Source organism: Thermus sp. (genome assembly GCF_037444525.1).
Classification (GTDB): domain Bacteria; phylum Deinococcota; class Deinococci; order Deinococcales; family Thermaceae; genus Thermus.
In genome coordinates this window covers 1-21,713 of sequence record NZ_JBBIMD010000037.1, presented here as the reverse complement: position 1 = coordinate 21,713, position 21,713 = coordinate 1, and the positions used below count along the sequence as shown (strand labels likewise).

The window sequence follows — 21,713 nt, the reverse complement described above, 5'->3', positions numbered from 1 at the left end:
CGGGCGGAGGCTGCACCGGGCTTTGGGGGGTCTTGCGCCCTTGGGGTTCCTGGCTAAGCTCAAGGAGGAGGGGGTCCCCACAGAGTCTCAAATGTGCTGGCCAACTACACCTCCTTGCCGGTTGGGGGCGGGTATGGTATAACTGCACCTGGGGAGTAGCCGCCCCAACCTGGGGCCAGCCGGCCGTCAGTACGGGAAGCCTCCCCGGTCGGCTGGGGCGCGGAAGGCGCATGGCGAGACCACCGCGATGGTGGCCTCGGTTCTTTTGCTACTCCCTTGGGGAGGCCATCCTTGGGAAAGGAGGGAGAAATGGACGTTCTGGCGCTCGTTCTCATGGGTTTGGTGTTCCTGGCCAGCCTTGCCATCCAGGGCGCCTTGCAGGCCACCTTTGCCCGCTTTAGCCGGGTGGTTAACGCCCGGGGGATGACGGGAGCCGAGGTGGCCCGGGCCATTCTGGACGCCCACGGCCTTACCCACGTCCGGGTGGAGCCCGTGCCTGGGGCCCTCACCGACCACTACGACCCCCACGCCAAGGCGGTGCGGCTTTCCGAGCCCAACTACGCCTCGCCAAGCCTCGCTGCCCTGGCGGTGGCGGCCCACGAGGTGGGGCACGCGGTGCAGGATGCCCAGGGCTACGCCTGGCTTAGGGTGCGGGCAAGCCTTCTGCCCGCGGCCTCTTTGGGGAGCAACCTGGGTCCCATCCTGGTCGTTTTGGGCTTGGCCATGGGCGCCTTGGGGCTTGCCAAGCTTGGGCTTTACCTCTTCTTGGCCGTGGCCCTCTTCCAGCTGGTGACCCTACCGGTGGAGTTTGACGCCTCGAGGCGCGCCCTGGACTTCCTAAGGCGCATGGGCTTCCTGGCCCCAGGGGAGATGGGGCTCGCCCGCCAGGTCCTCACCTGGGCTGCCCTCACCTACGTGGCCGCCCTGGCCAGCTCCCTGGCCACCATCCTCTACTACGCCAGCCTCCTCATGGGCCGGAGGGAGGAGTAGATGCCCCTCCTCATCTGCCCGAACTGCGGCGTGGGCATGAAGGAGGTGGAGCGGCGGGGGGTCCTCCTGGACGTCTGCCCCCAGTGCGGGGGGGTCTGGCTGGACAAGGGGGAGCTGGAAAAACTCCTTGCCGAAGTCCGCCAGGTGGAGCGGGCCTACGAGGAGGAAAGGGAGGCCTACTACCGAAAGGAAGGGAAGCCCTACAAGAAAAAGAAGGGCTTCCTGGAGATCTTTGACCTCTTTGATTGAGGCTCGGAAACCTCACCCCCCGGGTGAGCCGGGGGGTAGGGGCTTTTTTACTCCGCTTTTTTAAGCCGGAGGTACCAGCGGCGATACTCGGTGTACTCTCCCTTCCGGGCCTCGTCCGCTCTGAGCTCGGGCAGGGTGAGGGGGGGCTTGACGATGGCGGGGTCCCTCGGCTTCCAGTCCGCAGGGGTGTTGAGCCCGGTGCGGTCTGTGAACTGGAGGGCCTGGATGAAGCGCAGGATTTCGTCAATGTTGCGCCCGGTGGTGAGGGGGTAGTAGAGCATGCCCCGGAGGATGCCCTCGGGGTCGATGATGAAGACCGCCCGCACCGCGGCGGTTTCGCTGGCGGCAGGGTGGATCATGCCGTAGAGCCGGGACACCTTCATGTCCAGGTCCGCGATGACGGGAAAGTCTATGGTGAGGCCCGACATCTCCTCCAGGTCCTTCAACCAGGCCAGGTGGGCGTGGATGGAGTCAATGGAAAGCCCCACCAGCTGGACCCCTAAGGCCTCAAACTCGGCCTTGCGCCGGGCGAAGGCCAAGAACTCGGTGGAGCATACGGGGGTGAAGTCTGCAGGGTGGCTGAAGAGGACCACCCACTTGCCCTTGAGATCGGAAAGCCGGAGCTCGCCCAAGGTGGTTTTGGCCACGAAGTCCGGTGCGGGTTCGTTCAGCCGAGGTAGGCTAAAGGGGATCTCGTTCATATACACCTCCTGGCCCCTGAGGAGCCAGGTGCACTATACCATGGTGGGGTATTTAATGCAAGCGATTTTCACTTCTATCTGAGATCCCCTGAGCCTCCAATCCGTCCCCTTTCCGCCCGGGAGCGGAGCTTTTCCAGGTTCTTCTGGGCCACGGCCTCGAGGCTCACCCCCAGGTCCGTGGCCACCTGGGCCACGTACCAGAGCACGTCCCCAAGCTCCAGGAGAAGGGCTTCCCGCGCCTCCTCCGTGAGCACCCCCCCGTGGTCCCTAAGGACCTTCTTGACCTTGTTGGCCAGCTCCCCCGCCTCCCCCACCAGGCCCAGGGTGGGGTAGAGGAGGCGGTGGGCCTCGGGGTAGAGGGCGGTCTTCTTGGCCTCTTCCTGGTAAGCCTCAAGCGTCATGGACCACCTCCTTGCGGATGGAGTACACCCGGCTCACCCCCCCCTCGGAGGCCACCCCATAGAGGGCGTGGCAGGCCTCCATGGTGCGCTTCTGGTGGGTGACCAGGATGAACTGCCGCCCCGAGGCCAAAAAGCGGGCGAAGCGGTGGAGGTTGGCCTCGTCCAAGGCGGCGTCCACCTCGTCCAGGATGGCGATGGGAAGCCCCCCCTGAAGCTCCCCTAGGGCGAAGAGGAAGGCGAGGGCCCCGAGGGTTTTCTCCCCTAAGGAGAGGAGGCGGAGGTCCCGGACCCTTTTCCCGTGGGGGAGGAGGAGGAGGCGAAGGCCCTTTTCCTCCCTCCGGGCCTCCGCCCGGGCCCCGAGGAGGGCCTCCCCGTAGCGCTGGAAGGCCTCCTGGAAGCGGGCGAAGTTCTTCCTAAGCTCCTCCTGGTACTGGGCCTCCACCGCCTTGGCCTCGGCCTCGAGGCGGAGGAGGGCTTCCGTGGCCTCCACCACCTCCTTTTCCTCCTGGGCCAAGGCCTCCTCCAGGCGGGCAAGCTCCCCTTCCGCCAGGGCGTTCACCGGGCCTAGGGCCTCCCGCTCCCGCTCGGTCTGGGCCAAGCGCTGGGCCAGGGCGCGGCTTGAACCGGGGATCCTTTCCCCCTCGGGCAGCTCGGAAAGCGCCCGCTCCACCTCCTCCAAGGTGGCCTCTCGCCGGGCGAGGAGGAGGGCCAGGCGCTCCCTTTCCCCAAGGAGGACGTTTTTGCGGGTGAGGGCCCGGGCCTCTTCTTCCTTCAGGAGGGCGAGGGCCCGGCGCGCCTCCCCCAGGGCTTCCTCCAGCCACCTGGCCTCTTCCCTTAGGGGGGCGTAGGCCTCGAGGCGGGTCTTGAGCTCCTGGAGGCGCCTTTCCACCCCGGCCCTTTCCGCTTCCAGCCTGGCCCACTCCGCCCACGCCCTTTGCAGGAGTTGCCAGCGGGCGTAGGCCTCGGCCCCCTGGAGGGCCTCTTCCAGCCTGGGGATCTCCTCCTCCAGGGCCCGGAGCCGCTCCTCCCCTGCGAAAGCGGGGGGCGGGGCCGGGGGGGTGGGCCTTGGGGGAAGGGGGGCAGAGAGGCGGGCCCTCAGGGCCGCCACCTCCCCCTTGAGCTCCAGGAGGGGCGGGGCGGGGGTTTTGTCCAGGGCTTGCCTCAAGGCCCCCACCTCCTCCGCCAGCCGGGTTTCCTCCTCCCTTAGCGCCCGCACCCGGCCCCTAAGGAGGAGGACCTCCCCGCCCCCCCTAAGCCGGCCCCCGCTGATGGCCCCGGAGCGCTCCAGGACCTCCCCCTCCAGGGTCACCAGGCGTTCCCGCCCTCCCGAGCGCAGGTAGGCGAGGGCGCTGTCCAGGTCCTGGAAGACCAGGGTGTCCCCGAAGAGGACCCGGCGCACCGCCTCTTCCTGGGCCGGCACCTGGAGGCGGGCCAAGGCGTAGGCTGGCCCCAGGAGGCCCTGGGCGGGGCGGGGGGAGGGCACCCGGCCCCTAAGGAGGAGGGTGAGGGGGAGGAAGGTGGCCCGCCCGCCCTCCCGCTTGAGGAGGAGGATGGCCCCCTTCGCCGCCTCCTCGTCCTCCGTGAGCACCCAGTGGAGCCTGGGGCCGAGGGCGGCCTCCAGGGCCACCTCGAGGCCCCGTGGGGCCTCCAGGAGGTCCGCCACCACCCCGAGCACCCCAGAAAGGCGCCGCACCCGCCGGGCCCCCTCCTGGAGGTCGGCCCCCGAGGCCAAGAGGCGCTCTAGGCGCTCCTTTTCCCCCCTCAGGGCCTTGAGGCTAGCCTCCTTTTCCCGAAGGAGGGCCTCGAGCCCTCTCCTTTCCTCCGCCAACCCCTCCAGGGCGGAAAGCGCCCGTTCCTTCTCCTCCAGGAGGGCCTTCAGGGCCTCCCTTTCCCTTTGGGCCTCCTCCAAGGCCTTAAGGCGCTCCTCGTAGCGGGCAAGGGCCTCCCCGTACCGCCCCTTGGCCTCCTCCCAAAGCGCCCTTTCCCGCTCCAGGCGCCTTTTCTCCTCCCTCAAGGCCCTGAGCCTCGCCCTCAGGGCCTCCGGGGCCTCCTCTGGCACGGGGGGCGGGGGGCCTGGGTCTTCGGGCTTGGGGCGGTCCAGGGCCTCGAGGAGGCGCTTTAGCTCCTTCGCCTCCCGCTCAAGCCCCTCCGCCTCCTTAAGCCCAAGCCGCACCGCTTCCAGCCTTTCCCTTAGGGCCTCCTCCTCCCTTTGGAGGGCTTCCCGTCGCTGGAAAAGCCCCCTTAACCCCGCTTCCAGCCCTCCTTCCTCCTTTTCCAGGGCCTTGAGCCGGGCCTCGGCCTCGGCCATCTCCGCCTGGATCTCCTCCTTGCGGGCGAGGAGGAGGCTCCGCTTGAGGGTGAGGGCCAGGGTGGCAAGCTCCCGGGCCCTTCTCGCCCGCTCCGCCTCCCGCCTTAGGGCCTCGAGGCGGCCCTTCTTTTCCCTTAGAGCCTCCTCCTTGGTGGTGAGGAGGGCGAGGGCCTCCTTTAGCCTCTCCTCCGTGGCCCGTCCCGCCTCGGCCACGGGTCTAAGCCCAGAGGCCTCCTCTAGGTGGGCTAAAAGGACCTCCTCCGGGGCCTCCAGCAGGGCCCCCACCTCCCCCTGGCCCACGATGGCGTACCCCCCCCGGCCGAGCCCCGTGCCCGCGAGGTGGAGGGCCAGGGCCTTGGCGCTTAGGGGGCGGCCGTTCACCCGGAACTGGCTCCGTTCCCCCTCAATCCGCCGCTCTACCACGAGGCGCTCTGCCCCCCGGGAAAGCTCCAGCCGCACTTCGGCGAAGCCCTTGGGGGGCTTCCCCTCCCCGCCTTGGAAGAGGAAGGCCCTAAGCTCCTGGCCCCTAAGCTCATGGGCCCGGGCCCCGGTGGCGAAGCGGATGGCCTCCACCAGGTTGCTCTTTCCCGAGCCGTTGGGTCCGATGATGCCCGTCACGGGGTCGGGGAAGTCCAGGACAGTCCTTTCCCCAAAGGACTTAAACCCCTGCAGGATCAGCCGGTCCAGGCGCCAGGTCTTCATGGCAAGCGGACGGGCTCCCTAAGGTCCAGGTGGGCCAGGCCCGGGGCGGGCTTTCCCTCGGCCAGGAAGCGCGCGGCCTCGTACTGGGGGAAGGTGGCGAGGAGGGTGTAGGCCAGGCTGTAGAGCCGGTAGACCTCCTCCGCCACGGAAAGCCCTTTGAGGAAGTCCTGGGGCAGGTCCACCACCAGGGTCTTCCCCACGGGGAAGACGGCCTTGGGCGAGGGGGCGGAGAGGGCCTCGCTCCAGGCCTTCAGGGCCGCCTGGAGGGGGTCGGACCCCGGGGGGAGTTCTTGGGCCAGGGTCTCCTTGCGGAAGCCCTGGGGGGGGTCGGGCCGGTGGAGCACGAGGCTTAGGGTGGTGGGCTGGGCCTCCTCCGCGGGGAGGGGAAGGGCCTTGGGGCCCTGGGGGGCCTGGCTGGCCTGGAAAAGCCAGAGGCCGAGGAGGAAGAGGGCAAGGCCGAGCAGGTTCCAGGAGGTTAGGAGGGCGCGCATGGCTTCACTCCAGATAGGCCCGGATGGCCTCGGCCACCGCCTGGGCCACCTGGGCCCGGGCCTCGGGGGTCTTGAGCCGTTCCATACCGACTTCCAGGAGGACCGCGGCCCCGTTCACCCGGGTGAGGGCGTAGGGGCCTTCCGCCCGGGCCACCATCAGGCCCCGCTTGGCGAAGGCAGCCTCGAGGGCCTTTGCCAGCCGCTCGGGGCTTCCCGCGTAGGCCTTGAGGAGGCGGGCCCGGTCGGGCGGGGAGGTCTCCAGGAGCCCCTCCGCGTTCCGGGCCAGGGGGGAGGGGCGGTCCTTGGGCAGGTAGAGGGTGATCCCCGCGCCCCGGGCCGTGTGGAAGGAGACCACCACCGAGGCCCGTTCCGCCAGGGCCAGCCTTTCCTGGAGGCTTAGGGTCTGGTCTCCCGTCCGGGTGAGCCTGGCCCCCGGGAGGAGGGCCGCGGTCCTCCTCGCCAGGTCCAGGGTGAGGTCCTTTTCCCTTAGTCCCCCAGCCTCCACCCCCACATCCTCCCCCCCGTGGCCGGGGTCCAGGAGGAGGGTGGGCTCCGGCCTCCTCGGGTCTCCCCAGGCCAGGGCTACCCGGCCCCCGCCTGGGTAGTAGATCCGGTCGGGTGGGGTAGGAAGGGGGAGGAAAAGACCCAAGGGCTCCTGCACCAGCCCCGGCCCCTCCCCCCGGGCCAGGAGGAAGAGGACCCCGCCCGGGCGCGCCACGGCGTTCACCTCCCGGTCAAAGCGGAGGACCCGGGGGTTTTCCCCCTCTGCCCCCAGGTAGGCCCCCCAGGGCAGGGTGAGGAGGACACCTTCCTGGGCCCGGTACTGGAGCCCTAGGGCCTGGGCCAAGGGGCGCAAGGGGACGTAGACCCTCCCCCCTTGCCGCCAGGCGGCCCCTTGGCCCGCGGCCTTGGCCTCCTCCTCCAGGATGGGAAAGGCCTTGTACCGCGCCCCTAGGCCCAGGGCCACCCGGCCTCCGCCCTGCCATAGGGCAAGGCCCAGCCCCCGGGCCACAAGCTCCGCTTCTCCATAGGACACCCCCCGCCCCCCGGGGTAGAGGGCCTCCCCCGTGAGGGCCCCCACCTTCAGGGGCTTGGGGGCCTGGGCCAGGGCCCATCCGAGGAGGAGCAGGGCGCTGAGAACCCTCATAGCTCCTCCAGGGCGCGGCGCACGGCCATCTTCTTGTCGTCCGCCTTCTTCTCGTAGGCCTTCTTGCCCCGGGCCAGGCCCAGGAGGACCTTGGCGTAGCCCCGTTCGTTGAAGTAGATCTTTAGGGGCACCAGGGTAAGCCCCTTTTGCTCCACCCTGCCGAGGAGGCGCTTGAGCTCGTGCTTGTGGAGGAGGAGTTTCCTCGGGCGCCTTGGGTCCACGTTGGTGTAGGAGCCCTTCTCGTAGGGGGCGATGTACAGGTTTTCTAGGTAGAGCTCCCCGTCCTGGAAGCGGGCAAAGCTCCCCGTGAAGTCCACCTTGCCCTGGCGGAGGGACTTGACCTCCGTTCCCTTAAGGACGATCCCGGCCTCGTAGGTCTCCAGGATCTCGTACTCGTGGCGGGCGCGACGGTTCTCCAGCGTAGGCCGCACGGGGCCTATCTTACCCGATAGGCCTCTTCCCGGCGGTGCCGGAGGAGGGGGTATTTGGCCCGGTAGGCCCTTTGGAACTCGAGGTCGGGGCTAAGGAGGAGAAGCCCCTCTTCTTCCCGCACGGCCAGGAGCCGCCCATCCGGCCCCACGGCCAGGGAGGGGCTTCCCGTGTCCTTGCGGTTGGCCAAGAGGAGGTAGGCCTGGTTCTCCGCCGCCCGGGCCCGGGCGAGGACCGCCATGAGCTCCCCATAGGCCCCGGGCCAGGCCGCCCCCACCAGGAAGCCCTCGGCCCCCATGAGGGCGTAGGCCCGGAAGAGCTCGGGGAAGTCCAGGTCGTAGCAAAGCGCAAGGCCAAAGGCCAGGCCCGCCCGGAGGAGCACCGGGCCTTCCCCGGGGGCCACGCCCTCGTCCCCCTCCTCCTCTTCCGCCAGGTAGGGGTGGACCTTGTCGTAGGAGGGGCCTTCGGGAAAGGTCCCCAGCCGGTTTTTGCGTGGTCCTCCTTCCTCCGCCATGTACCCCGCCAGGAGGAGGAGGCCCGCCTCTTCCGCAACCTCCCTCAAGGCCTCCTCCAGGCCCTTTACGGGCTCTTTGCCGAAGAGGAGCTCGGGCAGGAGGAGGAGGGAGGCCCCCTGGGCCTGGGCCTGTAGGGCGTACGCCCGCACGGCCTTAAGGGTGGCCCAGGGGTCCTCCCGGGGAGCGAGGTGGAGAAGAGCCAGGGTCACCTACGCCCCAAAAAGCGCCAGGCGGAAGGGAGGAGGACCGCGGCCAAGACGGCCTTCACCAGGTCCCCAGGGATGAAGGGGAAAAGCCCCATGGCCAGGAGCCCGGAGAGCCCCACCGCCTTCCCCGTCCCCATAAGCCAGGCCCAAAGCCAGGGGAGGCCTATCAGGTAGAGGAGGGCGTTCCCCAGGAGCATGCCGAGGAGGGTGCCGAGGAAGCTTCGGTCCAGGCCGAAGCGCTCCACCAGGAGCCCCACCAGCCCCGCGGCCAGGGGGAAGGCCAGGAGAAAGCCCCCGGTGGGCCCTAGGATCTTGGCCAAGCCCCCCGTGCCCCCCGCGAAGACGGGCAGGCCCATGGCCCCTTCCAGGAGGTAGGCCAGGAGGGCCAGGAAGCCGAGCCGGCTCCCCAGGGCGGCCCCCACCAGGAGGATCCCCAGGGTCTGGCCGGTGATGGGCACCGGGGTGAAGGGCAGGGGGAGGCTTACCTGGGCCAGGAGAGCCACCAAGAGGCTCCCCGCCAGGATGAGGCTTAAGTCCCGGGCCAGGGTTCTCTGGGGCCAGAGGGTCTTGGCCATGGGCACGTAGGGCAGGGCTTGGGTTTCCTTCATACCGCCTCCTTTCCGAACCCGTTCGGGTTCGTCAACCAGACTATAGGGCTAGGGTTTACAGGTCAAGGTGTAGGCTAGGGGGGTGAAGCCCGTCGCCACCTTTTCCCTGGTGGCCCAAGACCCCAAGACGGGGGACCTGGGCGTGGCCGTGGCCAGCAAGTTCCTGGCGGTGGGGGCGGTGGTGCCCTACGCCCGGGCCGGGGTGGGGGCGGTGGCCACCCAGTCCTACGCCAACACCACCTACGGGCCCCGGGCCCTTTCCATCCTCGAGGCCGGCGGGAGCCCCGAGGCTGTGCTGGAGGCCTTCCGCCGCACGGACCAAGACCTCCCCTCGAGGCAGTTCGGCCTGGTGGCCCACACGGGGGAGAGCCTCACCTTCACCGGGGAGGCTTGCCATCCTTGGGCCGGGGGGCGCGCCGGGCCGGGTTTCGCCGCCCAGGGGAACCTCCTCACCGGCCCCGAGGTGGTGGAGGTCATGGTGGAGACCTACCTGGCCCAAGGGGACCTCCCCTTTCCCGAAAGGCTCCTCCAGGCCCTCCTCGCCGGGGACCGGGCGGGGGGGGATAGGAGGGGGCGCCAGTCCGCGGCCCTTTTGGTGGTGGGGGCAGGGAAGGGGTATGGGGGCTATAACGACCGCTACGTGGACCTCCGGGTGGACGACCACCCCGACCCCGTGCCCGAGCTTTTCCGGCTCCTTTCCCTCCACCGCCTCCTCTTCACCCGGCCCAAGGAAAGGCGCCCCCTGACCCTTAAGGAGATTCGCTGGCTCCAGGAGGCCTTGGGGCGGGTGGGTTACTTCCGAGGGGAGGCCACGGGGGCTTGGGACGAGGCCACGGAGGAAGCCCTGAAGGCTTTCCTCGGGGTGGAGAACCTGGAGGAGCGCTACGCAGGGGGCCCGGAGCTGGACGAGGAGACCCTGGCCCATCTGAAGGCGCGGCTTGGCGGTTAGGAAGGCCCCTTGCGCAAGCCGCCCCTAGGGGGCTTATCCCCACCCAGGCTTTTTCTTATGCCTAGCCCCTTCCCCATAAGGGGTAGAATGCCCTAAAGCCCCTTTTGGGGCCCAAAGGAGGCGCGTATGAAGGTAGGCATCAACGGATTCGGCCGCATCGGGCGTCAGGTCTTCCGTATCCTCCACGCTCGCGGTGTGGAGGTGGCCCTCATCAATGACCTCACGGACAACAAGACCCTAGCCCACCTCCTAAAGTACGACTCCATCTACCACCGTTTTCCCGGCGAGGTAGGTTACGACGACCAGAACCTCTATGTGGACGGGAGGGCCATCCGGGCCACGGCCATCAAAGACCCCAAGGAGATCCCCTGGAAGGAGGTGGGGGTGGGCGTGGTGGTGGAGTCCACCGGGGTCTTCACCGACGCGGATAAGGCCAAGGCCCACCTCGAGGCCGGCGCCAAGAAGGTCATCATCACCGCCCCCGCCAAGGGGGAGGACATCACCATCGTCTTGGGGGTGAACCAGGAGCAGTACGACCCAGAGAGGCACCACATCCTCTCCAACGCCTCCTGCACCACCAACTCCCTGGCCCCGGTGATGAAGGTCTTGGAGGAGGCCTTTGGGGTGGAGCGGGCCCTCATGACCACCGTCCACTCCTACACCAACGACCAGCGGGTCCTGGACCTGCCCCACAAGGACCTGAGGCGGGCCCGGGCTGCGGCCATCAACATCATCCCCACCACCACCGGGGCGGCCAAGGCCACGGCCCTGGTCCTCCCTAGCCTCAAGGGGCGCTTTGACGGCACCGCCCTAAGGGTCCCCACCTCCACGGGGAGCATCTCCGACATCACCGCCCTCCTCAAGCGGGAGGTGACCGCGGAGGAGGTGAACGCCGCCCTTAAGGCCGCGGCGGAAGGGCCCCTCAAGGGCATCCTGGCCTACACCGAAGACGAGATCGTCCTTCAGGACATCGTCATGGATCCCCATTCCTCCATCGTGGACGGCAAGCTCACCAAGGCCCTGGGCAACCTGGTGAAGGTCTTCGCCTGGTACGACAACGAGTGGGGCTACGCCAACCGGGTGGCGGACCTGGTGGAGCTCGTCCTCAAGAAGGGGGTCTAGATGCGCACCCTGCGGGACCTAGACCCAAGGGGCAAGCGGGTTCTGGTGCGGGTGGACTACAACGTCCCCATCGGGGATGGGGTTGTCCAGGACGAGACCCGCATCCTGGAAAGCCTCCCCACCCTGCGCCACCTCCTGGAGAGGGGGGCCTCTTTGGTCCTCCTCTCCCACCTGGGCCGCCCCAAGGGCCCGGACCCCAAGCATTCCCTTGGGCCCGTGGCCGAGGCCCTGGCCCGGCACCTCCCCTCCGTGCGCTTCGTCCCCCATACCCCGGGCTCGGAGGAGGCCCTTAGGGCGGTGGAGGGCTTGAGGCCGGGGGAGGTGGCCCTTTTGGAGAACGTCCGCTTTGAGCTGGGAGAGGAAAGGAACGACCCCGACCTTGCCGCCCGCTACGCCCGGCTGGGGGAGGCCTTCGTGCTGGATGCCTTTGGGAGCGCCCACCGGGCCCACGCCAGCGTGGTGGGGGTGGCGAGGCTTCTCCCCTCCTATGCGGGCTTCCTCATGGAGAAGGAGGTGAAGGCCCTTTCCCGCCTTCTTTTGGACCCCGAGAAGCCCTACGCGGTGGTCATCGGCGGGGCCAAGGTTTCCGATAAGATCGGGGTTTTAGAAAGCCTTCTCCCCAAGGTGGACCGCCTCCTCATCGGGGGAGCCATGGCCTTCACCTTCCTCAAGGCCCAAGGGGGCGAGGTGGGGAAGAGCCTGGTGGAGGAGGACCGCCTGGAGCTCGCCCAGGACCTCCTGGCCCGGGCCGAGGGTCTGGGGGTCAAGGTTTACCTCCCCGCCGACGTGGTGGCCGCGGAAAGGATAGAGCCCGGGGCGGAGACCCGCATCTTCCCCGCGGATGCCATCCCCATCCCCTACATGGGCCTGGACATCGGCCCCAAGACCCGCGCCCTCTTCCGCGAGGCCCTTTCTGGGGTCAAGACCGCCTTCTGGAACGGGCCCATGGGGGTCTTTGAGGTGCCTCCTTTTGACCAGGGGACCCTCGAGGTGGGCCGGGCCCTCGCCGAACTCCAGGGGGCCTTCACCGTGGTGGGGGGCGGGGACTCCGTGGCCGCGGTGAACCGCCTGGGCCTCAAGGACCGCTTCGGCCACGTGTCCACTGGGGGCGGGGCCAGCCTGGAGTTTTTGGAGAAGGGGACCCTGCCCGGGATTGAGGTGCTGGAGTAAGCTAGGGGCATGGGGCATGGAAGGGCCCACCTGGAATCCCAACTGAAGCGGGCCCTGGCCGAGGAGATCCGGGGGCTGGACGACCCCCGGCTTTTCCTCCTCACCGTGGAGGGGGTGGAGCTCTCCCCAGACGGGGCCCTCCTCACGGTCTACGTGGAGGCTTTCGGGGAGGAGGGAGAAGCCCTTAGGACCTTGGCCCGCCTCTCCCCCAGGCTACAAGAAGGCCTGGCCCGCCGGGTGCGCATGCGCCGCCTGCCCCGGCTCCTCTTCCGCCCATGGAGAGCCTAACCCGCATCAAGGTCCGCTACGCGGAGACCGACCAGATGGGGGTGGTGCACCACTCGGTGTACGCGGTCTACCTCGAGGCCGCCCGGGTGGACTTCCTGGAGGGGGTGGGCCTGCCCTACCACGAGGTGGAGGCCAAGGGGGTCTTCTTCCCCGTGGTGGAGCTTTCCCTCACCTTTCGCGCCCCGGCGCGCTTTGGGGAGGAAGTCTTGGTGCGTACCCGCCTGGCGGAGCTTTCCTCCCGGGCCCTCCGCTTCGCCTACCGGGTGGAGGGGCCAGGGGGGCTCCTTGCGGAGGGCTCCACCCGCCACCTCTGCCAGGTGGAGGGGCGGGCCGCCCGCATCCCCGAGGCCATCCTGGAACGCCTTAGGTCCTATACAATGGGCCCATGACCGACGCCTTCAGCCTCTTTGAGCGGCACGTGAACCCGGGCCTGGCGGGCCTTCTCCGCTTCACCGGCTTAGACCGGGTGGAGTCCCACGCGGAAGGCCCCTACGTCTTTGACACCACGGGCAAGCGCTACCTGGACTTCCTCGGCCTCTACGGCGCCCTGAACCTAGGCCACCGCCACCCCAAGGTGGTGGAGGCGGTGAAGCGCCAGCTGGACCGCATGCCCATGTCCGTGCGGGTCCTGGTCTCCGAGCCCACGGCGAGGCTTGCGGCCAGGCTTGCCGAGATCACCCCCGAGGGCCTGGAGATGGCCTTCTTCGGCAACTCCGGGGCCGAGGCGGTGGAGGCCGCCATCAAGCTTGCCCGGGCCTACACAGGCCGCCCCACCCTGGTGACCACCGAGGGGGGGTTCCACGGGAAGACCATGGGGGCCCTTTCCCTCACCCCCAGGCCCCAGTACCAGGACCCGGCCCGGCCCCTCCTCCCGGGGGTGCGGGTGGTGCCCTATGGGGACCTGAAGGCTCTAGAGGAGGCCATGGACGAGACCGTGGCCGCGGTGATCCTGGAGCCCATCCAGGGGGAGGGGGGGATCCGCATCCCTCCGGAAGGGTACCTGCGGGGGGTGCGGGAGCTCACCCGGAGGTGGGGCGCCCTCATGATCGCCGACGAGGTGCAGACCGGCTTAGGCCGCACGGGGCGGCTTTGGGGCGTGGAGTGGGAGGGGGTCGCCCCCGACCTCCTCACCAGCGCCAAGGCCTTAGGGGGTGGGGTCATGCCCATCGGGGCCTGCGTGGGCCGGGCGGAGGTGTTTTCCATCTTCAAGGAAAACCCCCTCTTTCACTCCTCCACCTTTGGCGGGAACCCCTTGGCTGCGGCCGCGGCCCTTGCGGCCATCGAGGTCACCCTGGAGGAGGGCCTGCCCCAAAGGGCCCTGGAGCTTGGGGCCTACCTCATGGAGGGGCTTAAGGGCCTGGCGGAGGCCTTCCCCCACCTCATCGCCGGGGTGCGGGGGCGGGGGCTTATGGTGGGGGTGGAGTTCCAGGACGCGGACATCGGGGCCCTGGTGGTGGCCGAGCTCGCCGAGCGGGGGGTCCTCACCGCCTTTGGGCTCAACAACCCCAAGGTGGTGCGCCTCGAGCCCCCCCTCGTCATCGGAAGGGCCCACGTGGACGAGGCCCTTTCCGCCCTGGAGGAAAGCCTTAAGGCCACGGAGGAGGCCCTGGAAGGGCTCTTGTAATGGAAGAAACCCTACTGGCGTTTTTCAAAAGGACAGGCCGGCCCCACCGGCTGGAGGAGGTTTTCCGCCGCCTGGGGATCCCCAAGGCGGAGGCCAAGGTCTACCTGAAGGCCCTGGTGCGCAAAGGGCTTCTGGAGAAGAAGGGGAGCCTCTACTACCTCCCAAACCGCGTCCAGGGGCCCATCCAGATCCACCGGGACGGGTACGGCTTTGTGCGCCTTCCCGAGAAGGACCTCTTCATCCCCCCGGGATACACCGGGGACGCCTGGCCGGGGGATGTGGTGGAAGCCCGGGTCATGCCCCCGGGGCGGGACGGCCGCCCTTGGGGCGTGGTGGAACGGGTCTTGCAGCGGGCCCGGGAGCGGCTCGTGGGCACCCTGGACTTCCGCAAGGGATACGCGGTCCTCATCCCCGACGAGCCTGGCCTGCCCGAGCTCAAGCTCCACCCCGAGGGGCTCCACGGCCTTAAGCGGGGAAGCCGCATCGTGGTGCAGGTCCACTACGAGCGGAGGCCCTACGGGACCTTTTTGGAGTACCTCGGAGAGGGGGACAGCCCCGAAACGGAGACGGAAGCCGTCATCGCCAAGTACGGCCTTAGGGCGGAGTTCCCCGAGGAAGTCTTGAAGGAGGCGGAGGCCATCCCCTTGGAGATCCCCGAGAGGGAGCTTTTGCGCCGGGAGGACTTCCGCGGCCTCAGGGTCTTCACCATAGACGGGGTGGACGCCAAGGACTTTGACGACGCGATCCACATCGAGGTCCTCCCGGGGGGCTACCGCATCGGGGTCCACATTGCCGACGTCTCCCACTACGTAAAGGAGGGAAGCCTCCTGGACCAGGAGGCTTCCCTAAGGGGGACCAGCGTCTACCTCCCGGGCCGGGTTCTCCCCATGCTCCCGGAGAGGCTTTCCAATGGGGTCTGCTCCCTGGTGCCGGGGGAGGACCGGCTGGTGCTTTCCGCCCTCTTCCACCTGGATAAGGAGCTGAAGGTGAAGCGGGTGCGCTTTGCGGAAGGGGTGGTCCGGAGCGTGGCCCGCCTCACCTACACCGAGGTGGAGGCCTTCGCGGAGGGGCTTGGCCTCCCCGAGGAGCACGCCTTCCTGGCCGAGGACCTAGACCACCTCCTCCACCTCACCCAAAGGCTCCGAAAGCGGCGCCTGGAGGAGGGGGCCTTGGACTTCAGCTTCCCCGAGGTGAAGGTGGAGGTGGGGGAGGGGGGGGAGCTCCACCTCATCCCCCAGCAGGAGCCCAAGGCCAGAAGCCTCATAGAGGAGCTCATGCTCCTCGCCAACCGGGCGGTGGCGGAGCACCTGGTGAAGAAGGGCTTGCCCGGGCTCTTCCGGGTGCACGAGGAGCCTCTGGAGGAGGCCTACGCCCGCTTAAGGACCGCCCTTCAGCGGCTTGGCTACACCCTGCCGGAGGAGGTGGACGGCAAGGCCCTCCAGCGGGTCCTCCTGGAGGCCAAGGGCCGCCCCGAGGAGCCCGTGGTGGCCAACCTGGTCCTGCGCTCCTTAAGGCTTGCCCGCTACGCCGCGGAGAACCTGGGCCACTTCGGCCTGGCCATGGCCCACTACCTCCACTTCACGAGCCCCATCCGCCGCTACCCCGACCTGGTGGTGCACCGCGTCCTCAAGGTCCTCCTCCGCCGCACCCTCACCCCGGCCAAACGGGCGCGCTGGCTGGAGGCCTTCCCCGCCATCGCCGAGCACGCCTCGGAGATGGAGAGGAAGGCGGAGGCCGCGGAAAGGGAGCTCACCAAGTACTACATGGCCAAGTGGGCCGAGCTTCACGTGGGGGAGCGTTTCCCCGGCCGGGTCACGGGGGTGGCCCCCTTCGGGGCCTTCGTGAGCCTGCCCAATGGGGTGGAGGGGCTGGTGCGCCTCGAGGCCCTGGGGCCTTTCACCTATAGCGAGGAGGCCCTGGCCCTCCTTGGCCCCAAGGGCCAGCGCATCCGCCTAGGGGACGAGAGGGAGGTGGTCATCGCCGCCGCCAACCCCCGCCTGAGGCAGATCGACCTCCTGCCCTACCAGGAGGAGGCCCCTCCTCCCAAGAAGGCCAGGGCCAAAGGGGGCACCGCTCGGCGCAAGGCCAAGGTAGAGGCCACCCCCCGCCAAACCCCGATGGGGACCGCCCGGGGCCGGCGGAGGAAGTAGCCGGTGGGCCTTTAGAAGGCCACGGTTCCCGCCCCCACGGCGCTTAGGGTGGGGGCCTCGAGGTCCAGCCGGTAGGCCAGCACCTCCCCCCGCCGCCCCTGGAGGAGGGGGCGGAGGGTGGCCACCACCTCCACCGCGTCCACCCGGGTGGGGTTCTTCCCCAGGTGGGCCAGGGCCCCTTCCGCCTCCCCTTGGGCGAGCCTCTCCAGGAAGCCCAGGTCCCGCCGCCTGGCCTCCTCCGCCAGGGCGGGGTCCAGGGGGCGGTCCCCGAAACGGGGCCCCACGTGGGAGAGGTCCACCGCCAGCACCAAAAGGCTTGGAAAGTCCTTTAGGAGGACCCTTAGGGCCTCCCCTAGCTCGGGGCTCCGCTCCCCGATGAGGAGGGGGAGGACCTTGGCCTCGGGATAGGCCCCCTTTAGGAAGAAGAGGGGAAGCTCCAGGCTGTGCTCCTCCCGGAAGGCCAAGGGGGTGTTGAAAAGCTCAAAGGGGAGGAGGGCGTTTAGGGCCTGGAGGGCCTCGAGGTCGGGCTCGGCGGGGCCAAAGGGGGTGGCGAAGGGGACGGGGAGGGCCGCAGCCTTTTCCTGGAGGGGCCGGTGGGCCACCCCGAGGAGGTAGACCCTTTCCGGGGGCGGGGTCTTCTCCAGGCTCGCCAGGGCCGCCCCGTAGGCCTCGGGGACCCGGGAGGGCTCCAGGTGGGGCATGAGGAGGACCTCGGCCCTTCCTCCCTCTCCCGGGAAGCTCGCCCGGAAGGCCCTAAGGAAGGCCCGGGCGGCCTCCCTTTCCTCGGGGTAGGAGAGGCCCGCCAGGCGCATGGGCCTTTCCCGCCTGAGCTCCTCCTCCGCGGCCTTAAGCTTCCTTTCCACCTCCTCCGTGAGGAGGAGGCCCGCTCCTTCCAGCGCCTTGAGGAAGCCTTCTAGCTCCTCCCGGGGAAGGAGGACCCCCTGCTTGAGGAGCTCGGTCTGGACCTCCTCCAGGGTCCTCCCCTCAAGGAGCCTTAGGAGGTAAAGCCCGCCCTCCGTCACGAACACCGGCTCCCCGAAGACCCCGTAGGGGTCCATGAGGAGGAACCCTCCTTCCCTGGGGACCACCTGGGGTGGGCGTAGGCGGAACCTCATGCCCCCTAGCCTACCCCTTTGGGGGCGAAGCGGGCGAGGAGGAAGGCTTTGGCCTCCCCCTTGGAGCCCACCTCCCCCAGGGCTTGGGCCTCGAGGAGGACCTCTAGGGCCCGCCCCACCCCGGGGCCCGGCTTCAAGCCCAAAAGGGCCATGACCTCCTCCCCGGAGAGGAGGGGCTTTTGGGGGAGGGGGGTCTTCAGGGCCTCCTTGTAGGCCCAAAGGAGGACCCAGGCCTCCTCCTCCACCTTCTTGGCCGCAAGGCGGTCTGCGGCCTGCAGGTAGGGGAGGGCGGGGAGGAGGGCTTGGCGGCGGAAGTAAAAGCGCCTTAAGGCCTTCCCCTCCTCGGGGGGGCGGTCCATGTGCCGGCGCACCAGCTCCGCCGCCGCCTCCACCACCCCCTTGGGGAAGCCCAAGGCACCCAGGGTAGCCCGGGCCACCTCCGCCCCCACCTCCGCGTGGCCCAGGAAGCGGAAGCGCCCCACCTTGGGGTCAAAGCGGCGGGTGAGGGGCTTGCCCGCATCGTGGTAAAGGGCGGCCAGGCGGGCGGGGAGGGGGGCCTCGGGCCAGAGCCAAAGGAGGTGGAAGAGCACCGAAAGGGTGTGCCGCCAGGCGTCCAGGTGGTGCACCCCCCCCTGCTCGAGGCCCACCAGGAAGGCCAGCTCGGGAAGGTACACCTCCAAAAGCCCCACCTCCGCCAAGACCCCAAGCCCAAAGGCCGCCTTGGGGGAGAGGAGGAGCCGATGGAGCTCCTCCCGCACCCTTTCCCGGGCGGGGAGGAGGGCGGGGTTTTGCTGAAGGAAGGCCGCGTGCCGCTTAAGGGCCGCCCGCGTGGCCCGGGGGAGGCCCAGGCCCAAGGTGGCGGCCAGGCGCACCCCCCTGAGGCTTCGCAGGTGGTCCTGGTAGAGGTTTTCCTCCCGCACGGGCACCAAGACCCTTCGCCTCACGTCCTCCTCCGCCCCCCTTGGGCCGAAGACCACGCCCTTTAGGAGAACGAAGGCGTTTAGGCGGTAGTCCCGCCGGAGGAGGTCCTCCTCCAGCCCTCCCTCCAGGGGGGCGAAGTCCAGGGTGTACCCCCCCGCCACCACCCGGTACTGCCCCCTCCCCTTGTCCAGGGGGAAGAGGCTTCCCGAAAGGGCCATTCGGGCCTCTTCCGCCGCCTTTAGGGGGTCTTCGGCCAGGAAGTCCAGGTCCTTGGGGCGCCGCCCGAGGAGGAGGTCCCGCAGGGCCCCCCCCACGGGGATGGCCCCCTTGGGGGTATAAAAGGGGAAGTGGAGCGGAGCCAGGGGACGAAGCACCCCCTCATTATCGGCCTCACGGGGAACATCGGCAGCGGCAAGAGCACCGTGGCCCGCCTTCTTCGGGCCTGGGGCTACCCCGTGCTGGACGCGGACGAGCTCGCCAAAAGGGCCCGGGAGAACAAAAAGGCCGAGCTCAAGCGCCTCTTCCCCGAGGCCTTCCAGGAGGAGGAGCTGGACCCCCGCGCCCTGGGCCGCCTGGTCTTCTCCGACCCCGAGCGCCTGAAGGCGCTAGAAGCCCTCCTCCACCCCGAGATCCGCCGCCTCCTGGAGGAGGAGCTTAGGGGCCTAAAGGGGGAGCGGGTGGTCTTTTTGGAGATCCCCCTCCTCTTTGAGAAGGGCTGGGAAGGCCGCCTGGACGGGGTCTTGGTGGTGACGGCCCCCCTGGAACTTCGCTTGGAAAGGGTAATGGCCCGCTCGGGGCTTTCCCGGGAGGAGGTCCTGGCCCGGGAACAGGCCCAGATGCCCGAGGCAGAGAAGGCCCGGCGGGCGGACTGGGTCCTGGAAAACCGGGGGAGCCTAGAGGAGCTAGAGGAGAACCTAAGGGCTATCCTCCGCGCCATAGAGGCCCAAGCCGATAGGCCCAGGGGAGGGCCATGAGGAGTCCAAACCCCGCGCCCACCCCGCCCCAGAAAAGCCCCCCGAAAAGGGGGAGGCTCAAGAGGGCCCCAAAGAGGGCGGGCCTTGGGTTCTTCGTCCAGTCCCAAAGGGCTAGGAAGATGAGCCCAAAGCCCAAAAGGAGCCCCGGGTCCACGGCGAAAAGGGCCCCCAGAACCGGGGCCACGCCCCCTGCCTTCCCCAGGAGGAGCCACGGGGAGAAGGCCTGGCCCCAGGAGGCCCCTACCCCTCCAAGGAGCCCCCCCAGGGGGTCTTGGGCCAGGAACTCCCCTAGGGCCACGGCGGAAAGGCCCTTGCCCAGCTCCAGGAGGAGCACCAGGAACCGGGGAAAGGGGGCCAGGCCCTCCGGCCCCACCCCCCTGAGCCCGGCGAACCAGTAGGCGAAGGGGAGGCTGCCCAGGGCGTAGCCTAGGAGAAGCGCCAGCGCCACGGGGAGGAGGATACCATGGGTAAGCCCTATCCCCACGCGTGTGGGGACTACTTCGCGCCGAAGACCGCCAGGCGCAGGTTCCGCGGTCCATCCCCACGCGTGTGGGGACTACAGGCAATTCCTCCCACCGCACGTTAACCAGAACGGTCCATCCCCACGCGTGTGGGGACTACGGCTGTCTGGGAAGCCGTCTGCGGCGCGGGCTCGGTCCATCCCCACGCGTGTGGGGACTACACTCGGCCGCGCGCCCAAGGCTGGATGCAACCGGTCCATCCCCACGCGTGTGGGGACTACGCACCGCAGGCTGAGGCTGGACCTGGATGGAAGCCAGGCGGGCCTTCTCCGCCTCCGCCTGAGCCCTGGCCAACTCCAGCTGCAGGCGCTCCTGTTCGGTGAGGATGTAGGGGTCCAGTAGGGAGTTAAGGGCGCCTAGCCCCCCAAGGACTTGCTGCCAGAGAGGTGATTCGGAGCCTGGAGAGGGCATAGGCATAGGTGTAGACGTAGAAGGCGAAAACCCAGGGAGGTCTAAGAAGGGCATGGCCCAGGTGCTATTGGCTATGGAGAAGGAAGAGGGAGGAGTGAAATCGGGATCCAGCAGTGAAGACGATGAGTAGCTGCTGCTGAGGCCGAACATGCTCCCCCCCTTCACAGCCCCGCCCGGTTCTCCAACTCCGCCAGACGGTTCAACTGCCCCTTATCCAGGACCTGGACCCTACGGGCTAGGGCGGCGATGTGGACGTAGTGGCCCGCACGGTCGTTCCAGGCCATAGGCACCTGAGAGGTGAAGACCTCCAGCACCAGCCGGGTGCCCGGCACCAGCTCCACCTGCTGCGGCCAGGCCAGCATGGTTTCCAGGTTGTTTTGGTCAGTAGAGTGCATGGTGCTAAAGGACTGGTTGAACACCGTCGCTATGCTGTCGTCAATCCCGCCCGCGTCCCGGGCCACCCGGAAGCGGAACTGGCCGTCGGCATGGGTGTAGTAGATTTCGATATTGTTGCTGGTAGGCACCCCAGCCGGCTCGGTGAAGGTCACCTGGCCGTTGACGTAGTCCACGTTGGTGATGGTGAGCCGCTGCCACACCCCGCCCACCTGGGCCCAGACCGCCACGTCGGGGTGGTAGGCAGAGGGTAGGATGGGAGCCCCCTGGGCGCTCTGGATCAGGTAGGGCAGGTTGACAGTGCGGGCCTGGGGCGAGGAAAGGTTCTGCCCGGCCACAGTTTGCTGTCCCTTCAGGTAGATGCGCAGGCGCTTCTCCCCCGCCAGGATGCGGAAGTGGGCGGTCTCGGGGGTGCGCATCTGGGCCAGAGCGAACCACTCATTGGGGCGATAGGGGAGTCCGGTGCCCTCCAGATCCTCCCCGTCAATCCAGGCGAAGGCCCAGTCGCTTATCTGCACCGCTGCTGGAGCGGGGCGAGCAGGGGGAGGGGAAGCGGCCTGGGCTTGAGGGGCCGGGACTTGTGGGAACTCCCGGAAGCGGTCAAGGCCGCCCTGAATGGCCTTCCTGAGGTTGTCCAGAATCGCCATGCTCACCTCCTAGGTGTTGGAGTTGTCCACGCCCACCGGCAGCTCAATGCGGGTGCGGGCGTCGGCCAGGTTGGGAGTAGCGCTGGACTCAACGTAGATCTCCAGGATGTCCCCTTCCCGAAAAGCAAAGCCCTGCGGGGCCACGCCACCCTTGGCCGGGCTCAGGACGGCCAGGATGTTCTGGTAGTACTTGGCATCCCGCTGTTGGGCCTCAGTGAGGTCGTAGTAGCTAGCGTACTGGATTTTGCCCAGGAACTCTGGGGCGTCGAAGCCGCGAGTCCTGCGGGCCAGGAACTCGTCCGTGTCGTGGGGAAGCTGGTTCCCAGCCGTGTCGTAGAGCTTGAGGACCACAGGGAGAGGATTAGGGATAACCCACGAAGCCCCCTGAGGGACCACAAACTCCGCCACCTTTACCCTCTGCCGGCCGGTGTAGTCCCGATAATCGGGGCCGCTTGATCAGGGTGATGGGGCGGGCCCCAGGCCGAAGCGCCTTGATGCGGTTGAAAGCCTCCTGCATCTTTCCTCCTCCTAGTCAATGGACAGCAGGGTCATCGCCAGGTTGGCGAAGGACCGGTCGTGTAAGGAATTATGTGTAAGGGTATGTGTATGAATGGGGGTACCAACGGGAGAGGAGGTACCCCATGGATCAGGATACCCTCCAGATGATCTTGAGGGAAGCAG

General features: G+C 68.5%; 23 protein-coding genes and 1 CRISPR repeat array. Of the genes, 10 read left to right on the top strand and 13 right to left on the bottom strand.

Going from position 1 to position 21,713, the window contains the following annotated elements; genetic code table 11:
• The first annotated feature begins 309 nt into the window (after nucleotides 1-309).
• A complete protein-coding gene (locus WKI94_RS07370) occupies nucleotides 310-990 on the top strand; it encodes a zinc metallopeptidase (protein ID WP_337845122.1) in 681 nt (226 codons plus the stop codon).
• Nucleotides 991-1,239 (top strand): zf-TFIIB domain-containing protein, encoded by a 249-nt coding sequence (locus WKI94_RS07365; RefSeq protein ID WP_337845121.1) that lies wholly within the window; start codon nucleotides 991-993, stop codon nucleotides 1,237-1,239. It begins immediately after the preceding gene.
• Between the two features lie 47 nt (nucleotides 1,240-1,286).
• Here the strand turns inward: WKI94_RS07365 and WKI94_RS07360 are convergent, their stop codons facing one another.
• The 8 genes from WKI94_RS07360 to WKI94_RS07325 all read right to left on the bottom strand — a co-directional run bounded on the left by WKI94_RS07360 (nucleotide 1,287) and on the right by WKI94_RS07325 (nucleotide 8,747).
• On the bottom strand, nucleotides 1,287-1,940 hold the full coding sequence (locus tag WKI94_RS07360; protein ID WP_337845120.1) for a peroxiredoxin: 654 nt from the start codon (nucleotides 1,938-1,940) through the stop codon (nucleotides 1,287-1,289).
• Between the two features lie 74 nt (nucleotides 1,941-2,014).
• Nucleotides 2,015-2,341, bottom strand: coding sequence for a nucleoside triphosphate pyrophosphohydrolase family protein (locus tag WKI94_RS07355; RefSeq protein WP_337845119.1), 327 nt, complete (start codon nucleotides 2,339-2,341; stop codon nucleotides 2,015-2,017).
• Nucleotides 2,331-5,351, bottom strand: coding sequence for a chromosome segregation SMC family protein (locus tag WKI94_RS07350; protein ID WP_337845118.1), 3,021 nt, complete (start codon nucleotides 5,349-5,351; stop codon nucleotides 2,331-2,333). Before WKI94_RS07350 ends, WKI94_RS07355 begins: the two co-directional genes overlap by 11 nt.
• Nucleotides 5,348-5,842 carry a GerMN domain-containing protein gene (locus tag WKI94_RS07345; RefSeq protein ID WP_337845117.1) on the bottom strand — a complete coding sequence of 165 codons (495 nt, stop codon included), beginning with the start codon at nucleotides 5,840-5,842 and terminating at the stop codon, nucleotides 5,348-5,350. The genes WKI94_RS07350 and WKI94_RS07345 overlap by 4 nt, the downstream gene beginning before the upstream one ends.
• Nucleotides 5,843-5,846: 4 nt before the next feature.
• A complete protein-coding gene (locus WKI94_RS07340) occupies nucleotides 5,847-6,989 on the bottom strand; it encodes an N-acetylmuramoyl-L-alanine amidase (protein WP_337845116.1) in 1,143 nt (380 codons plus the stop codon).
• Nucleotides 6,986-7,420 carry an SsrA-binding protein SmpB gene (gene smpB / locus WKI94_RS07335; RefSeq protein WP_337845115.1) on the bottom strand — a complete coding sequence of 145 codons (435 nt, stop codon included), beginning with the start codon at nucleotides 7,418-7,420 and terminating at the stop codon, nucleotides 6,986-6,988. Before smpB ends, WKI94_RS07340 begins: the two co-directional genes overlap by 4 nt.
• Nucleotides 7,421-7,425: 5 nt before the next feature.
• Nucleotides 7,426-8,142, bottom strand: a complete 717-nt coding sequence (locus WKI94_RS07330) for a carbon-nitrogen hydrolase family protein (RefSeq protein ID WP_337845114.1) — start codon at nucleotides 8,140-8,142, stop codon at nucleotides 7,426-7,428.
• Entirely contained in the window at nucleotides 8,139-8,747 is a 609-nt protein-coding gene (locus WKI94_RS07325) for a biotin transporter BioY (RefSeq protein WP_337845113.1), read from the bottom strand. Before WKI94_RS07325 ends, WKI94_RS07330 begins: the two co-directional genes overlap by 4 nt.
• Nucleotides 8,748-8,829: 82 nt before the next feature.
• Here WKI94_RS07325 and WKI94_RS07320 point away from each other — a divergent pair, with 82 nt between their 5' ends.
• The 7 genes from WKI94_RS07320 to rnr all read left to right on the top strand — a co-directional run bounded on the left by WKI94_RS07320 (nucleotide 8,830) and on the right by rnr (nucleotide 16,050).
• On the top strand, nucleotides 8,830-9,696 hold the full coding sequence (locus tag WKI94_RS07320) for a DUF1028 domain-containing protein (protein WP_337845112.1): 867 nt from the start codon (nucleotides 8,830-8,832) through the stop codon (nucleotides 9,694-9,696).
• A 126-nt stretch (nucleotides 9,697-9,822) separates the two neighbouring features.
• Complete coding sequence (gap, locus tag WKI94_RS07315; RefSeq protein ID WP_337845111.1) at nucleotides 9,823-10,818, top strand: type I glyceraldehyde-3-phosphate dehydrogenase; 996 nt, start codon at nucleotides 9,823-9,825, stop codon at nucleotides 10,816-10,818.
• On the top strand, nucleotides 10,819-11,988 hold the full coding sequence (locus WKI94_RS07310; protein ID WP_337845110.1) for a phosphoglycerate kinase: 1,170 nt from the start codon (nucleotides 10,819-10,821) through the stop codon (nucleotides 11,986-11,988). It abuts the gene before it with no gap.
• 9 nt (nucleotides 11,989-11,997) lie between these two features.
• Nucleotides 11,998-12,276 (top strand): ribosome-binding factor A, encoded by a 279-nt coding sequence (locus tag WKI94_RS07305; RefSeq protein ID WP_337845109.1) that lies wholly within the window; start codon nucleotides 11,998-12,000, stop codon nucleotides 12,274-12,276.
• Nucleotides 12,264-12,665: a thioesterase family protein gene (locus WKI94_RS07300; RefSeq protein ID WP_337845108.1), complete on the top strand. Its 402-nt coding sequence runs from the start codon at nucleotides 12,264-12,266 to the stop codon at nucleotides 12,663-12,665. Before WKI94_RS07305 ends, WKI94_RS07300 begins: the two co-directional genes overlap by 13 nt.
• Nucleotides 12,662-13,900, top strand: coding sequence for an aspartate aminotransferase family protein (locus tag WKI94_RS07295; protein ID WP_337845107.1), 1,239 nt, complete (start codon nucleotides 12,662-12,664; stop codon nucleotides 13,898-13,900). The genes WKI94_RS07300 and WKI94_RS07295 overlap by 4 nt, the downstream gene beginning before the upstream one ends.
• Nucleotides 13,900-16,050, top strand: coding sequence for a ribonuclease R (rnr, locus tag WKI94_RS07290; protein WP_337845106.1), 2,151 nt, complete (start codon nucleotides 13,900-13,902; stop codon nucleotides 16,048-16,050). The genes WKI94_RS07295 and rnr overlap by 1 nt, the downstream gene beginning before the upstream one ends.
• Before the next feature lie 11 nt (nucleotides 16,051-16,061).
• On the opposite strand, the gene amrB is transcribed toward rnr, so the two are convergent.
• Both amrB and WKI94_RS07280 read right to left on the bottom strand, forming a co-directional pair.
• Entirely contained in the window at nucleotides 16,062-17,165 is a 1,104-nt protein-coding gene (gene amrB, locus WKI94_RS07285; protein WP_337845105.1) for an AmmeMemoRadiSam system protein B, read from the bottom strand.
• A 5-nt stretch (nucleotides 17,166-17,170) separates the two neighbouring features.
• Entirely contained in the window at nucleotides 17,171-18,460 is a 1,290-nt protein-coding gene (locus tag WKI94_RS07280) for an HD domain-containing protein (RefSeq protein ID WP_337845104.1), read from the bottom strand.
• Here WKI94_RS07280 and coaE point away from each other — a divergent pair.
• Nucleotides 18,434-19,060 (top strand): dephospho-CoA kinase, encoded by a 627-nt coding sequence (gene coaE / locus WKI94_RS07275; protein WP_337845103.1) that lies wholly within the window; start codon nucleotides 18,434-18,436, stop codon nucleotides 19,058-19,060. The genes WKI94_RS07280 and coaE overlap by 27 nt on opposite strands.
• Here coaE and WKI94_RS07270 read toward each other — a convergent pair.
• The 3 genes from WKI94_RS07270 to WKI94_RS07260 form a co-directional block, all read right to left on the bottom strand.
• Nucleotides 19,008-19,508, bottom strand: coding sequence for a glycerol-3-phosphate acyltransferase (locus WKI94_RS07270; RefSeq protein ID WP_337845102.1), 501 nt, complete (start codon nucleotides 19,506-19,508; stop codon nucleotides 19,008-19,010). The genes coaE and WKI94_RS07270 overlap by 53 nt on opposite strands.
• A 22-nt stretch (nucleotides 19,509-19,530) precedes the next feature.
• Nucleotides 19,531-19,802: a CRISPR direct-repeat array (repeat unit 29 nt; unit sequence CGGTCCATCCCCACGCGTGTGGGGACTAC).
• A 351-nt stretch (nucleotides 19,803-20,153) separates the two neighbouring features.
• Complete coding sequence (locus WKI94_RS07265; RefSeq protein ID WP_337845101.1) at nucleotides 20,154-21,032, bottom strand: hypothetical protein; 879 nt, start codon at nucleotides 21,030-21,032, stop codon at nucleotides 20,154-20,156.
• Nucleotides 21,033-21,041: 9 nt separating this feature from the next.
• A complete protein-coding gene (locus WKI94_RS07260) occupies nucleotides 21,042-21,383 on the bottom strand; it encodes a hypothetical protein (protein WP_337845100.1) in 342 nt (113 codons plus the stop codon).
• Nucleotides 21,384-21,713: the final 330 nt, after the last annotated feature.